13 protein-coding genes are annotated in these 14,927 nt (G+C 63.7%); 11 read left to right on the top strand and 2 right to left on the bottom strand.

What is annotated here, in order from left to right; translation table 11 throughout:
• Positions 1-98: 98 nt before the first annotated feature.
• Positions 99-1,136: an Ldh family oxidoreductase gene (locus ACZYTC_RS25145; RefSeq protein WP_434960872.1), complete on the bottom strand. Its 1,038-nt coding sequence runs from the start codon at positions 1,134-1,136 to the stop codon at positions 99-101.
• Between the two features lie 134 nt (positions 1,137-1,270).
• Between ACZYTC_RS25145 and ACZYTC_RS25140 the strand changes: the two genes are divergently transcribed.
• Positions 1,271-2,788, top strand: a complete 1,518-nt coding sequence (locus ACZYTC_RS25140; protein ID WP_441770805.1) for an aldehyde dehydrogenase (NADP(+)) — start codon at positions 1,271-1,273, stop codon at positions 2,786-2,788.
• A 162-nt stretch (positions 2,789-2,950) separates the two neighbouring features.
• Here the strand turns inward: ACZYTC_RS25140 and ACZYTC_RS25135 are convergent, their stop codons facing one another.
• Positions 2,951-3,844 carry a LysR substrate-binding domain-containing protein gene (locus tag ACZYTC_RS25135; RefSeq protein WP_434960874.1) on the bottom strand — a complete coding sequence of 298 codons (894 nt, stop codon included), beginning with the start codon at positions 3,842-3,844 and terminating at the stop codon, positions 2,951-2,953.
• A gap of 102 nt (positions 3,845-3,946) precedes the next feature.
• Between ACZYTC_RS25135 and ACZYTC_RS25130 the strand changes: the two genes are divergently transcribed.
• The 10 genes from ACZYTC_RS25130 (at position 3,947) to chrA (ending at position 14,918) form a co-directional block, all read left to right on the top strand.
• The gene (locus ACZYTC_RS25130; protein ID WP_434960875.1) at positions 3,947-4,954 is read left to right on the top strand and encodes an ornithine cyclodeaminase family protein; all 1,008 of its coding nucleotides are present in this window, start codon (positions 3,947-3,949) and stop codon (positions 4,952-4,954) included.
• Positions 4,955-5,519: 565 nt separating this feature from the next.
• A complete protein-coding gene (locus tag ACZYTC_RS25125; protein WP_434960876.1) occupies positions 5,520-6,326 on the top strand; it encodes an ABC transporter substrate-binding protein in 807 nt (268 codons plus the stop codon).
• Positions 6,327-6,395: 69 nt separating this feature from the next.
• Positions 6,396-7,061 carry an amino acid ABC transporter permease gene (locus tag ACZYTC_RS25120; RefSeq protein ID WP_488990833.1) on the top strand — a complete coding sequence of 222 codons (666 nt, stop codon included), beginning with the start codon at positions 6,396-6,398 and terminating at the stop codon, positions 7,059-7,061.
• 11 nt (positions 7,062-7,072) lie between these two features.
• Positions 7,073-7,726: an amino acid ABC transporter permease gene (locus tag ACZYTC_RS25115; protein WP_434960878.1), complete on the top strand. Its 654-nt coding sequence runs from the start codon at positions 7,073-7,075 to the stop codon at positions 7,724-7,726.
• Positions 7,719-8,441, top strand: coding sequence for an amino acid ABC transporter ATP-binding protein (locus ACZYTC_RS25110; RefSeq protein WP_434960879.1), 723 nt, complete (start codon positions 7,719-7,721; stop codon positions 8,439-8,441). Before ACZYTC_RS25115 ends, ACZYTC_RS25110 begins: the two co-directional genes overlap by 8 nt.
• Positions 8,438-9,682, top strand: a complete 1,245-nt coding sequence (locus tag ACZYTC_RS25105) for an NAD(P)/FAD-dependent oxidoreductase (protein ID WP_488990832.1) — start codon at positions 8,438-8,440, stop codon at positions 9,680-9,682. The genes ACZYTC_RS25110 and ACZYTC_RS25105 overlap by 4 nt, the downstream gene beginning before the upstream one ends.
• Positions 9,683-9,697: 15 nt before the next feature.
• A complete protein-coding gene (locus tag ACZYTC_RS25100) occupies positions 9,698-10,699 on the top strand; it encodes a 4-hydroxyproline epimerase (RefSeq protein WP_434960881.1) in 1,002 nt (333 codons plus the stop codon).
• Between the two features lie 17 nt (positions 10,700-10,716).
• Positions 10,717-12,408: a cis-3-hydroxy-L-proline dehydratase gene (gene lhpI / locus ACZYTC_RS25095; RefSeq protein WP_488990831.1), complete on the top strand. Its 1,692-nt coding sequence runs from the start codon at positions 10,717-10,719 to the stop codon at positions 12,406-12,408.
• A 9-nt stretch (positions 12,409-12,417) separates the two neighbouring features.
• Entirely contained in the window at positions 12,418-13,446 is a 1,029-nt protein-coding gene (locus ACZYTC_RS25090) for a trans-3-hydroxy-L-proline dehydratase (protein ID WP_488990830.1), read from the top strand.
• 230 nt (positions 13,447-13,676) lie between these two features.
• Positions 13,677-14,918, top strand: coding sequence for a chromate efflux transporter (gene chrA / locus ACZYTC_RS25085; RefSeq protein WP_488990829.1), 1,242 nt, complete (start codon positions 13,677-13,679; stop codon positions 14,916-14,918).
• Positions 14,919-14,927: the final 9 nt, after the last annotated feature.

The following is a 14,927-nucleotide window of genomic DNA, read 5'->3' as shown; positions in this document are numbered from 1 at the left end:
GGCAGGATCACCGGGACAAGCCCGGTGATGACAAGAAGCGAAGGTTCCTGCGATCGGCCCGGTTCTGAAGAGCAGTCACCCAGCCAATACGAGGCCCCTCAGTCCACGGCGTCGAGGCCGAGGGCCAGCAGGCGGTCGAGCTGCTCGACCTCGGCCGCACTGAGGAGGATGCCTTCCGCCTGTGACTTGGAGCGCGCCACGAACCGGCGCTGGGACGGCAGCCTGGCGCCCTGCCCGACGATGGTTTCGAACAGAATCTCGGCGCGAGCGAAGGGATCTCCCGGGCGTCCGGCGGCGAATTTCTCGGGCGAGAAGGCAAGGATCAACTCGCCATGCGCCGGCGCCAGGGTGGTGGTGCCCAGGGCTTCCAGTGCTTCGGGGCTGGTGAGATCCCCGATCATGATGCCGGCCAGGAGTTCGATCATGGTGCCGATCGCCGAGCCCTTATGGCCGCCGAAGGGCAGCATCGCGCCGGCAAGAGCCGCCGCCGGATCCGTCGTCGGCTTGCCCTCGGCATCGATGGCCCAGCCCTCGGGCAATGGCTTGCCAGCCCGCCGATGCAGTTCGATCTCGCCGCGCGCCGCGACGGAGGTGGCGAAGTCGAAGACATAGGGCGGCTTGCCCTGGCGCGGCCAGCCGAAGCCGAAGGGGTTGGTGCCGAGCAAGGGCTTGTTGCCGCCGGTGGGCGCCACGGCCGAGTAGCTGGGGCACATCACGAGACCGGCGAGACCCTGCTCCGTCAAGGCCTCCACCTCGGGCCAGAGCGCCGAGAAATGGGTGCAGTCGTTGATCACCAGCGCGGCAAGCCCATAGGAACGCGCCCGCTCGACCAGCAAGGGAAGGCCGAGTTCGAAGGCCGGATTGGCGAAGCCGCCCTTCGCGTTGACCTTGACGATGGCCGAGGCGTCCTGAGCCGACAGTTCCGGCTCGGCGTCGGGGCGGACCTTGCCGGCCTTCACCGTGCGCAACGCGCCCTCGATACGATAGATGCCGTGCGATTTGCAGGCGTCACGCTCGCCGGCGACGATCACCCGCGCCACAGCTCCGGCCTGCGCGGTATTGAAGCCGGCCTTGCGGAAGATCGCCTCCACCTGCTCGCTCAGTTCCCTCGTCGTCAAAAGACGGCTGTCAGTCATGGCATGCCTTTCCTGGTCGTTCGCGTTGCCGCTCGATATCACGGGTTGATAGAAAAAATACACGGTGTATACATATAATCGACAAGCGCGATGAAATTTCGCGTTTCCCCCGCACGGCTCGGAAGGAATGGCATATGGGCTTCACTCCCACAGGCAAGCATCTTGTCGCAGGTGACTGGGTCGAAGGCGAAGGGTTCTTCGCATCGGCCCCCGCCCATGGGCCCACCCACCGGTTTTCGATCGGCACGAGCGCGCTGGTGAACCGGGCCTGCGAGGCGGCCGAGGACGCGTTCTGGCATTTCGGCTATGCCAAGCGATGGGAGCGCGCTGCCTTCCTGCGCCTCCTCGCCGAGGAGATCGAGGCGCGCGGCGAGGCGATCACCGAGATCGGCAGCCAGGAAACCGGCCTGCCTGCCGCACGCCTGCAGGGAGAGCGCGCCCGCACCACCGGCCAGCTCCGGCTCTTTGCCGATCATGTCGAGCTTGGCGGTTATCTCGACCGCCGCGTGGATGTGGCGTTACCCGATCGCCAGCCCGCCCCGCGGCCCGAGATCCGCATGATGCAGCGCCCCATCGGCCCCGTCGCGGTGTTCGGTGCCTCCAACTTCCCCCTCGCCTTTTCCACTGCCGGCGGCGATACCGCCGCCGCGCTCGCGGCCGGCTGCCCCGTGGTGGTCAAAGGCCATTCGGCCCATCCGGGAACGGGCGAGATCGTGGCTGAGGCCATCGACGCCGCCATCCGCAGGAGCGGCATGCATCCGGGCGTGTTCTCCCTGATCCAGGGCAACAGCCGCGAGATCGGCCAAGCCATCGTGCAGCACCCGTTGATCAAGGCCGTCGGCTTCACCGGCTCGCTCGCAGGTGGCCGCGCACTGTTCGATCTCTGCGCGGCCCGCCCGGAACCGATCCCCTTCTTCGGAGAGCTCGGATCCGTCAATCCAATGTTCCTGCTGCCCGAAGCCCTCAAGGCACGACCCGAGGCACTCGGCCAAGGCTGGGCAGCCTCCCTGACCATGGGGGCCGGCCAGTTCTGCACCAATCCCGGCATCGCTATCGTGATCGAGGGCCCCGACGCCGACCGCTTCACCACCGCTGCAACGGAAGCTCTCGGCAAGGTGGCGCCGCAGACCATGCTGTCGGACGGCATTGCCCGATCCTACCATGAAGGCAAGGCCCGCATGGCCGAACGCAACGCCGTCAGATCCGTGCTGGCGACGCCGATGTCCGGCCGCGAGGTCGCGCCCAGCCTGTTCGAAACGTCGAGCGATCGCTTCGTCGCCGACCACGCGCTCGGCGAAGAGGTGTTCGGGCCGCTCGGCCTCGTGGTGCGGGCATCGTCGCCGGAAGACATGGAGCGGCTGGCCCGCTCCTTCGAGGGGCAGTTGACCGCGACTCTTCATATAGAGCCGGCGGATCTTGCGGCCGCACGCCGCCTGTTGCCAATCCTCGAGCGCAAGGCCGGGCGCGTGCTCGTCAACGGCTTCCCCACCGGGGTGGAAGTCGTCGATGCCATGGTGCATGGCGGCCCCTATCCGGCCTCGACCAATTTCGGCGCGACCAGCGTCGGCACGCTGTCGATCCGCCGCTTCCTGCGCCCTGTTGCCTATCAGAACCTGCCGCAGGGCCTGCTGCCTGAGGATCTGGACGGCTGAGGGCAACGGCTGCAGCCCTCGATAGTAGCGGATCGCCACTATCCGCGAGGGGCACACTATTTCAAGCCTGATGATCTGAATTTAGGTGGGCCGCAGTCATAATTCGGTCCCGACAATGAGTATTTCATCAGTCGATTCGCGCGGGGCCAGCGTCCACCATAATCATCCTCGAATGCCGGCTTTTGCTAATATGAATCTCATGAAGGCCCTTGCCTTCTTGGGCAATTGGACATCTCTCGGATAATTCAAATAATAGTCATATCCTGTATGTATGGCGCCGCCCTGCAATCTAATGAGTTGTCCTGTCGCAACGTCTTCATCGAGCAACGCCGAGAAAAACAGCCCAACGCCATGTCCATCGACGATGGCGCGCCGAAGTGCGTGAGAATCGGAGATTCGCTGCCCTCTGAAATTGTCAGGCATTTTCACATGGGCATTTTCGAACCACAGCCGCCAATGTTGCAAATCGAATTCGTAAAAGAGGGGTTGGCCCAGAAGCTTGTGGGGATCGACCGGCACACCGATTTTTTCAATCAACGCCGGGCTGGCGACTGCCTCTAGGGATCCGTCAACCACCTTTATCTTCTCAACACCTAGCCACTCACCCGAACCCCAGTTGATGCCTATATCGATACCCTCCCTGCGGTGGTCGGAGGGGTGATAAGAATGATGTAGCCGTAAATCAATTTCGGGGTGGACGGCCAAGAATTCCATGAGATGTGGAGTCAGCCATTGCGCGGAAAGATAGGGTGCCACGCTTATGGTGAGGATCTCCCTATCGCCGGTGTCGGTGATCTTATCAACGGTGCCGGCGATCGTTTCGAAGGCACGGTAGATGCCGTCGAACAACAAGTCGCCTGCATCCGTCAGTGCATTCTTCGTTGACCGTCGCGATACCAGTTCTACCGCAAGTTCCCGCTCGAGATTCTTGATCTGACGACTTACCGCCGCTTGAGTGACACCCAATTCCTCTGCGGCTTTTGTAAAGCTCAACGTCCGAGCGACGACCTCGAAAGACCGAAGGGCGGTCAAGGATGGCAGCTTGCGTCCGCCCATAAGCCATTACCTCAAGTTATGATGTAGTAAATTTAATCGTTTGATTTCAAACAAGATACCAACATTCTTAGCACCAATGTAATTTGGAGGGTAACAAAGTCCATGGGTAGTGAAGCGCAAAGGCACGCCGTAAAAAGTGCAGCCGAAATCCGCAAAGGAGACATGCCGATCTTGGCGCTGAGCGAAGAGGATGTTATGCGGCACCTTGACCCCCGCGAACTCCTTAGCCGCCTGTCGAGCGGATTTCAGGCTCTTGCACGAGGTGCCGTACAGTCTCCGCACCGGCCCGAGATCACGATTCCTGGAAAAGGATTTAGCTTGGCAATGCCCGCCTATATGGAGGGGATGAATATCGCGGTTAAGGTCGTAAATGTGTTCGAGGGAAACCTCGCAATCAACCTTCCGAACCATTTGGCTACGATCACCTTGTTTGATGCGCAGACCGGGGCGCCTGTCTGCATCATGGACGGCACGTATATTACCGCGGTCCGAACTGCGGCATCGGCCGTTCTGTCAGTGGGCGCGCTTGCCCGCAAGAATGCTCGGGTCGCAACGATCATTGGGGCCGGAGTCCAAGGTCGCGAGCATTTGCTGCTACTGCCCTTGGTTGGTGATTTCACCGAGATCCGCATCGCCTCCCTTGAGTATGAAGATGCTGAAAAGCTCGCGCGCCTGAATCCAAAAGCCATTGCCGTCAGGGATGTCGAAGCCGCGGTCCGAACGTCGGATATAGTCTGCTTGGCAAGCCATTCCTACACACCGGTGATTGAGGCAGGGTGGGTACGTGCGGGGACGCATGTCACATCCGTTGGGTATGCGCCTCCGCACGGAGAATTGCCGGTCGAATTGTTGGAAAAGGCGAGCCTTTTTGTCGAAAGCCTTGAGGCTTTCGAGGCACCTCCCGTTGGTTGCGGCGAGCTTTGCGGGATCGATCCCGGCGTCGCGACAACGTTAGGTGACATGCTTTCGCGCTTGAAAAGCGGCAGGCAATTAGAAACGGACATTACCGTCTACAAAGCGATGGGCATCGCAATGGAAGACATGATAGCGGCCGATATCGCGTACAGACACGCAAAATCTAAGAAAATTGGTCAAGTTATTGTTCTATAGCGCAGATCTTTGTAGAACTTATCCATGTTTGCGGTATCGAAATTTCTTCGATCAGATACTATCCGTATTTCTTACCAAAAGACGACCCCAAATTATTGAGTCCGTCTTAAACAATCCGAACTCAGTGCCGTCAAACGTGAGCCCAAGCAAAGTCACTGCGCCCGAAATCTGAGTCGGAAATCCCGATAAGCTCTGGTCCAAACGCGGATAATCCCGATCCGCCGCACTGATCATGCCCAAATGAGGGCATCTCTCATCTTCGGCATAGCCGAAGGCGTTGGGAGGAGATCAAGGGCCATTGCTGGCGCGCCTCGGATCCCGCTCCCGAGCGGAGCTTCTGAGAATAACGTCACCTGCGGCGGCGCCGGGAGTAACAGATTGCGTCTTCAGACCATTGTCGAGAAGCGGTGTGGCGACGAGTGATGGGCACTCACGAGAATAACTTATGCCCACACATAAAATTCTTTTTGTATTCATTTTGTATTTTTAGTTGATTTCGCGCTCGAAAACGCAATAGTGGCCCCGCCGTGAAAAACACGGGCCAACGCAGGGAGAGAGCGTTAGAATGAGGAAATCGGTTGCCGCCTTCGGCCTCATGGCCGCCATCGCCATGGTCAGCCCCGCCAAGGCTGACAAGCTGGATGACATCATCGCTTCGGGAACGCTGCGCTGCGCTGTCGTGCTCGACTTCCCGCCCATGGGCGCGCGCGATGCCAACAACAATCCGATCGGCTTCGACGTCGATTACTGCAACGATCTCGCCAAGGCCCTCGGCGTGAAGGCCGAAATCGTCGAGACACCCTTCCCCGAGCGCATTCCGGCCCTGATGTCCGGCCGCGTCGATGTCGGCGTCGCCTCGACCTCCGACACGCTGGAGCGTGCCAAGACCGTCGGCATGACCATCCCCTACTTCGCCTTCGAAATGGCCGTGACCGCCAATGAAAAGTCTGGCGTCAAGTCCTTCGAGGACATGAAGGGCAAGGTCGTCGGCGCGACCGCCGGCACCTATGAAGCCATCGCGCTGGAAAAGCAGGTCAAGGCCTGGGGCAGCGGCGAATTCCGTCCCTACCAGACCCAGGCCGACGTCTTCCTCGCCTTGAGCCAGGGCCAGCTCGACGCCACCGTCTCGACCTCGACGGTCGCACAGGCCAATGTGAAGACCGGCAAGTTCCCCGGCATCGCCGTGGTCGGCAAGGCGCCCTTCGACATCGACTATGTGGCGCTGTTCACCAATCGCGACGAATACGGCCTGATCAACTATCTCAACCTGTTCATCAACCAGCAGGTTCGCACCGGCCGCTACGCCGAGCTCTACAAGAAGTGGGTCGACGACCACGTTCCCAATCTCACCGTCAACGGTTCCTATCGCTGACCTGACCGTTTCACCGGCGGCGCGCTGGCAAGCTTCGCGCCGCCGATCCTACTCGAGAGGTGAAACGGCATGTTCAAATATGCCTTCCATTGGAACCAGGCGCTGAAGGCGCTGCCGCAGTTGCTCGAAGGCGCCCTGGTCACCCTGCAGATCGCGCTCCTGTCGATGGCGATCGGCCTGGCCATCGCCATCGTCCTCACCTTGTTCCGCCTGTCCGGCAATCGCCTGCTCAGCGGTTTCGCCTCGGCCTGGGTCGAGGTGGCGCGCAATACGCCGGCGCTGTTCCAGATCTACATGGCCCATTTCGGCCTCGGCAATTTCGGCATCCATCTGACGCCGTTCACCGCGCTGCTTGTCGGTATCGCCTTCAACAATGCGGGTTATCTGGCCGAGAATTTCCGCGGCGCCCTCAAGGCCATTCCCGACACCCAGGCCCGTGCCGGCCGCTCGCTCGGCATGACCTCGCTGCAGGCCTTCCGCATGATCGTGGTGCCGCAGATGCTGCGCGTCGCCTTCCTGCCCGCCACCAACCAGATGGTGTGGGCCATCCTGATGACCTCGCTCGGCGTCACCGTGGGCATGAATACCGATCTCGCCGGTGTCACGCAGGAGCTGAATGCGCGCTCCTTCCGCACCTTCGAATTCTTCGCGCTGGCCGCGGTGATCTACTACCTGATCGCCAAGGCCGTCACTTTGGCTGCCCGGGCGGTTGCCTGGCGCATGTTCCGGTATTGAGAGGGCTGATCATGTTCAACACCGCCCTTACCTGGAGCGATTTCGCCTTCCTCGCTCAAGGCGCCGGGATGACGCTGGCTGTGACGGCGGTCTCCGTCGCGGCCGGTACCGTTCTCGGCATCCTCTTCGGCGTGATCCGCGTCCAGCTCGGCCCCTATTGGTCGGTGCCGCTGACCTTCCTGCTCGACATCTTCCGCTCGGTCCCGCTGCTGATCCAGCTCGTGCTGGCCAATGCCTTCCAGTCCATCGCGCGACTGGGTTGGCCGCCCTTCACCACCTCCTGCGTGGTGTTGAGCTTGTATACGGCCGCCTACTGCACCGAGATCGTGCGCGGCGGCATCGGCTCGGTACCGACAACCACCCGCCGGGCCGCCCGCTCGCTCGGCATGAGCTGGTGGCAGGACATGCGCTATATCGTGGCCCCGCTGGCGATACGCGTCTCGCTGCCCTCCTGGATCGGTCTCACGCTCGGTGTGATGAAGGATTCCGCTTTGGTGCTCTGGCTCGGCCTGATCGAGCTCCTGCGCGCCTCGCAGATCCTGGTCACCCGCCTGCAGGAGCCCTTGTTCATCCTGATGATCTGCGGCGCCATCTATTTCCTCATCAGCTTCCCCATCGCCCGGCTGGGCGGCTATCTCGAAAGACGGTGGTCCCCCCATGATTGAGATCCAGAACGTCCGTAAATCCTTTTCCGCTCTCGAAGTGCTGAAGGGCATCAACCTCACCGTCGACAAGGGCGAAGTGGTCAGCATCATCGGCGGATCCGGCTCGGGCAAATCGACGCTGTTGACCTGCATCAACGGACTGGAGCCGATCAATTCGGGCAGGATCACCATCGACGGCACCGAGGTCCACGCCAAGAGCACCGACCTCAACAAGCTGCGCCGGAAGGTCGGCATCGTCTTCCAGCAATGGAACGCCTTTCCGCATCTGACCGTCCTGGAAAACGTGATGCTTGCCCCGCGCAAGGTGCTCGGCATGGCCAAGGCCAAGGCGGAGGAGATCGCAGTCAGGCAGCTCTCCCATGTCGGGCTTGGCGAGAAACTCTCCGTCTATCCCAGCCGCATGTCGGGCGGCCAGCAGCAGCGCATGGCGATCGCCCGGGCCCTTGCGATGTCGCCCGAATATATGCTGTTTGACGAGGTAACATCAGCGCTCGACCCGATGCTCGTCGGCGAAGTGCTCGATACGCTCAAGATGCTGGCAGAAGAGGGCATGACGATGATCTGCGTCACCCACGAAATGGCGTTCGCCCGTGATGTCTCCAAGCGGGTGGCCTTCTTCCACCAGGGTGTGATGGCGGAGATCGGCACGCCGGACCAGCTCTTCGGTGCGCCGCAGAACCCCGAAACCCAGAAATTCCTGGCGAGCGTGCGGTGAGTTCCGATCTCGATGTCGTCGTCATCGGTGCCGGCGTGGTGGGCCTGTCCTGCGCCATCGCCGCCAAGGCGCGCGGGCTCTCGGTCGCGGTACTGGACCGGGAAGGCCCGGCAGCCGGCGCTTCGGCGGGCAATGCGGGGGCCTTCGCCTTTACTGACATCCTGCCGCTCGCCTCGCCCGGCATCCTGAAAAAGGCGCCGAAATGGCTGCTGGATCCGCTGGGCCCCCTGAGCGTGCCGCCGGCCTATGCGCTGCAGATCGCGCCCTGGATGTTCCGCTTCTGGCGGGCCTGCTCGGCGTCACGCGTCGCGCATTCGACCACTGCCCAGACCGCCTTGATGGATCTGTCCAAAGCTGAGCTCGAGCCCTTCCTCACCCAGACCGGTACACTGCCGATGCTGCGCAAGGAAGGCAATCTGCAGGTCTATGAGAGCAAGGCAGAACTCGAAGCCTCGCTGCCGGGCTGGGCCGTTCGGCAGGCGCACGGTATCGAATTCCGTCATCTCGATGCCGCCGGCATGGCCGAAATCCAGCCCGGGCTGGCCCGACGTTTCACCCATGGCACCTTCACGCCCGGTTGGTACTCCATCGCCGATCCCAAGCTCTATACCCTGGCGCTGGCCGACCATCTGCGCGCCAGTGATGGGCTGATCGAGCGGGTGGCGGTCAAGGCGCTGCGCCCCCTCGAAAACGGCGTCGAGATTCTTGGTGCCGACGGCAGCGTGCGGCGAGCCGCCAAGGTGGTGCTCGCGGCCGGCGCCTTCTCGCACCGGATCGTCCGGACCATTGGCGAGATCATCCCGCTGGAAACCGAGCGCGGCTACAACACCACTTTGCCGCCCGATGCCCTCGATTTGCGCACCCAGATCACCTTCGGCGGCCACGGCTTCGTGGTCACGCGCCTGTCGACCGGCATTCGCGTTGGCGGCGCCGTGGAACTCGGTGGCCTGGAGCTCAAGCCGAATTTTCGTCGTTCCGAGGCCATGCTGAAGAAGGCGCAGGCCTTCCTGCCCGCTTTGAAGCCGGAAGGGGGCGTGCAGTGGATGGGGTTCCGCCCTTCCCTGCCCGACAGCCTGCCCGCCATCGGCCGTGCCCGCGCCACGCCGCGCGTGATCCACGCCTTCGGTCACGGCCATCTCGGCCTGACCCAGTCGGCCGGTACGGCGCGGATCGTCGCCGATCTTCTGACCGGCCATAAGCCCGCCATCGATATCGCTTCTTTCTCGCCTCAGCGCTTCTGACGAAAAGGTCCTGCCATGGCCAACCATACGTTCTCATGCATCGACGGCCACACTTGCGGCAATCCCGTCCGCCTGGTGTCGGGCGGCGGCCCGCGCCTGGAAGGCGCGACCATGCTGGAAAAGCGCGCCCACTTCCTGCGCGAATTCGACTGGATCCGCACCGGCCTGATGTATGAGCCCCGCGGCCACGACATGATGTCGGGCTCGATCCTCTATCCGCCGACGCGGCCGGACTGTGACGTTGCCGTGCTGTTCATCGAGACCTCCGGCTGCCTGCCGATGTGTGGCCATGGCACCATCGGCACCATCACCATGGGGATCGAGCACGGCCTGATCACCCCGCGCGAACCCGGCAAGCTCTCGATCGACGCCCCCGCCGGCAAGGTCGACATCACCTACCGCCAGGAGGGCCGCTTCGTGGAGGAGGTTCGCCTCACCAACGTGCCCGGCTTCCTCCACGCGGAAGGCCTGACGGCCGAGGTCGAGGGCCTGGGCGAGATCGTGGTCGACGTCGCCTATGGCGGCAATTTCTATGCCATCGTCGAGCCGCAGAAGAACTTCCGCGACATGGCCGACCATACCGCCGGCGAATTGGTGGGCTGGAGCCCGAAACTGCGCGCCGCGCTCAACGCCAAATATGAGTTCGTCCACCCTGAACATCCTGAGATCCAGGGCCTCAGCCATATCCAGTGGACGGGCAAGCCCACGCAGGCAGGCGCGCATGCCCGCAATGCCGTGTTCTACGGTGAGAAGGCCATCGATCGCTCGCCATGCGGCACCGGCACCTCGGCCCGTATGGCCCAGCTCGCCGCCAAGGGCAAGCTGAAGGTCGGCGACGAATTCGTGCATGAATCGATCATCGGCTCGCTGTTCAAGGGGCGGGTCGAGGCGGCAACCGAAGTTGCCGGCCGCGCGGCGATCATCCCCTCCATCGCAGGCTGGGCGCGCATGACCGGCATCAACACCATCTTCATCGACGATCGCGACCCCTTCGCCCATGGTTTTGTGGTCAAGTGAACTGGTTTCGTGGTGAAATGAACACCGCCTTATCCGCGCGCAGCATCCTTGCCGGCTCCGCCCACGGGCCTGTCATCGCCAGCGAGGAAGCGCTCAGCTTTTGGGGCGGTGTCGATCCCGCCACCGGGCGGGTGATTGACGTGCACCATCCCCTGCACGGAACCTGCCTCACGGGTGGCATCCTGATGATGCCGTCGAGCCGGGGCTCGTGCACGGGTTCGGGCGTGCTGCTCGACCTCGTCCTCAACGGGCGGGCGCCGGCCGCGCTAGTGTTCTCGGAACCCGAGGACGTGCTGACCCTGGGTGCGCTGATTGCCGCCGAACTCTTCGGCAGGCCCCTGCCCGTGTTGCGCCTGGCGCCGGAGGCTTTCGCGGCCTTGGCACGGGCAAAGTCCGCACGCATCGACGATACAGGCATCAAGGCCGAGGGTCTCACTTTGTCTCTCGCGCCCCCGGCTCTTGCCACGCTCGACCTCACCGATACCGACCGTTCCATGCTCGATGGACGCGACGGACCGGCGATACAGCAGGCCATGCGCATCATCTGCGCCATGGCGGCCCAGCAGGGCGCCCAGGGGCTTGTGGACGTCACCCAGGCTCATATCGACGGCTGCATCTATGCCAGCCCCGCCAACCTGACCTTTGCCGAGAAGATGGCCGAGATGGGCGCGCGGGTCCGCGTGCCCACCACGATGAACGCGATTTCGGTCGATCATGCCCACTGGCGGGAACAGGGCGTGCCGCCCTCCTTCGGCGCCCCCGCCGCGAGCCTCGCCGATGCCTATGTCCGCATGGGCTGCCGACCGACCTTCACCTGTTCGCCCTATCTGCTCGACAGCGCCCCCAATGCCGGCGAAACCATCGCCTGGGCCGAGTCCAATGCGGTGATCTTCGCCAACACCGTGCTCGGCGCGCGAACGGCCAAGCATCCCGACTTCCTCGACCTCTGCATCGCGGTGACGGGACGGGCTCCCCTGTCGGGTGTCTATCTCGATCGGCACCGCAAAGCCCGCCGCGTCCTCGACGTCGAACTGCCCGGAGATGTGGACGATGCCTTCTGGCCGCTGATCGGCTATCTCGCCGGCCGCGCCGCGCCCGAACGCATCCCGCTCCTGCGCGGCATTGCCACGGCCCGTCCTTCGCGGGACGACCTCAAGGCGCTCTGCGCCGCCTTCGGCACCACCTCGGCCGCGCCGATGCTGCATGTCGAAGGGGTCACGCCAGAGGCTGGCGGTGCCGTGGCCGATGACGCCGACCATGCCGTCATCACCCGCGCCGACATGGCTGCAGCCTGGCAGCGCCTCAACGAAGGGCCGGAACAGGTAGAACTCGTCGCAATCGGCAGCCCGCATGCGTCGCTCGACGAATGCCGCAACCTTGCCGAGGCGCTGGCAGGCCGCAGGTGTCTTGCGGATGTCGCCGTCATCGTCACCGCCGGACAGCAGGTCATCCGCGAAGCACAAAGCGATGGCACGCTTGCACGCCTGCAGGAGAGCGGCGTGCAGGTATTGCCGGACCTGTGCTGGTGTTCGATTTCCGAACCGGTCTTCCCGACGCGGACCCGCGCCGTGATGACGAATTCGGGCAAATACGCCCATTACGGTCCTGGCCTGTCCGGCCGCACCGTGCGCCTGGGCAACCTTGCCGATTGCGTGGCCGCAGCCTTGACCGGCCATGCCCCGCGCCGTTTGCCGACCTGGCTTTCCTGAGGAATTCCCATGCGCAGCACCAAGACCATCCATGTGATCTCGGCCCATGCCGAGGGTGAGGTCGGCGACGTCATCGTCGGCGGCGTCACCCCGCCGCCCGGCGACACCATCTGGGAACAGAGCCGCTGGATCGCCCACGACCAGACCCTGCGCAACTTCGTCCTGAACGAGCCGCGTGGGGGCGTGTTCCGCCATGTCAACCTGCTGGTGCCGCCCAAGCACCCCGAAGCGGATGCGGCCTTCATCATCATGGAGCCGGAAGACACCCCGCCGATGTCCGGCTCGAACTCGATCTGCGTCTCCACCGTGCTGCTCGACAGCGGCATCCTGCCGATGCACGAGCCGGTGACGGAGATCACCCTGGAAGCGCCCGGCGGGCTCGTTCGCGTTCGCGCAGAGTGTCGGAACGGCAAGGCCGAACGCATTTTCGTACGCAACCTTCCGAGCTTCGCTGACAAGCTTGATGCAAAGCTTGAAGTCGAGGGGCTGGGCACGCTTACCGTTGACACCGCCTATGGCGGCGACAGTTTCGTCATCGTCGACGCCGCCGCCCTGGGCTTTTCGCTCAAGCCCGATGAGGCGCATGACATCGCCACGCTCGGCGTGCGCATCACCAATGCCGCCAATGCGGCGCTCGGCTTCCACCATCCTGAAAATCCCGATTGGCAGCATTTTTCCTTCTGCCTGTTCGCCGGTGCCGTCGAGCGTACGGCCGAGGGCCTGCGCGCCGGGGCGGCGGTGGCGATCCAGCCCGGCAAGGTCGACCGTTCGCCGACGGGCACGGCGCTGTCGGCCCGCATGGCCGTGCTGCACGCACGCGGGCAGATGACCATGGAAGACAGCCTGACCGCGGTTTCGGTAATCGGCTCGACCTTCACGGGCCGCATCGTCGGCACCACCGAGGTCGGCGGCCGTCCGGCAGTGCTGCCCGAGATTTCCGGGAGGGCCTGGATTACCGGCACCCACCAGCACATGCTCGACCCTTCGGATCCCTGGCCCGAAGGCTACAAGCTGAGCGACACCTGGGGCGCACGCTGAAGCGCTTGCCCGCTTCAGCATTGGACACCGTCATTGACCCGAGACTTCCCACCTGTATCGTCGGCTATCGATATCGATTTTCGGCGATACAGGTGTTTTCGAAATGATGGCGGCCCGCGCAGCAAGACGTCTCGGCCGGCCGGTTTTGCCCCGCCCCGTCTCCACCATGCAGCTCCGCGCGAGGCCTGCGACATCCACTCGATCCGCCGCTATCCGTTTGGAGGTCGGTCATGGATGGGCGTAGGCAAGCCCATTCCCATGTCGAGCCAGCCAATGGTTCGCCGCTCGAGGTCTTTGGCATCTTCCTCAAGCTCGGACTGACCTCCTTCGGCGGACCGATTGCCCATCTCGGCTATTTCCGCGACGAATTGGTGGTGCGGCGCCAGTGGATCGGCGAGGCCGCCTATGCCGACCTCGTCGCGCTCTGCCAGTTCCTGCCGGGCCCTGCTTCCAGCCAAGTCGGTTTCTGCCTCGGAGTCTTGCGTGGCGGGGGATTGCTGGGCGGCCTTGCAGCTTGGCTGGCCTTCACCCTGCCTTCGGCCACTATCCTTATGGCATTCGCTCTCGGCGCATCGGCCCTTGCCGGCCCCCTGGCTGCAGGTGTGCTACACGGCCTGAAGCTGGTGGCGGTCGCGGTCGTCGCTCAGGCGATCTGGGGCATGGCCAAGACCCTCACGCCGGACAGGGAACGCGCCGCCATCGCCCTGGCGGCTGTTGCCCTGACCGTCCTGACGGCAGGCTGGTTCAGCCAGATCGGCGCCATCGTGGTTGGCGCCATCGCCGGGCTCTGGCTCTGCCGCGGCGAACGGAGCACCGCCGTCGGCCGTCTCGGCTTTGCCGTATCGCGGCGCAAAGGTGCCATCGCCCTGGCCCTGTTCGCGGCATTCTTCGTCATTCCCGCCCTCCTCACGGCTGCGACCGGCCCGGACACGATCTTCTCCGGCGTGATCGCTCTGTTCAATGCCTTCTACCGCTCGGGGGCGCTGGTCTTCGGCGGTGGTCATGTCGTCCTGCCGCTGCTGCAGGCAGAGGTGGTTGCGCCAGGCTGGGTCAGCAACGAGGCCTTCCTCGCCGGTTACGGCGTGGCCCAGGCTGTGCCAGGCCCCCTCTTCACCTTTGCCGCCTATCTGGGTGCCATCATGACACCAATGCCCAACGGCATTGCCGGTGCGCTGATCGCGCTGGTCGCCGTCTTCGCGCCGGGCCTCCTCATGGTTTATGGCATGCTGCCCTTCTGGGACGCGTTGCGGCTGCGGCCGGCGGCCCAGGCAGCCATGCGCGGGGCCAATGCTGCCGTCGTCGGCATCCTCGCTGCGGCGCTCTACAGCCCCGTCTGGACCAGTGCCATCCTCTCGCCGCGAGACTTTGCGCTGGCGCTGGCCGGCTTCCTGCTGCTGACGGTGTGGAAAGCCCCACCCTGGATCGTCGTCGGCCTGCTCGCCGCCGGTGGGATTGCCCTTCGCCTGAATTGAGCGCCGAAG

Source organism: Labrys sp. F242, assembly GCF_057813875.1.
The sequence above is the reverse complement of the archived record's forward strand: the minus strand, read 5'-3'. Positions and strand labels throughout refer to the sequence as shown.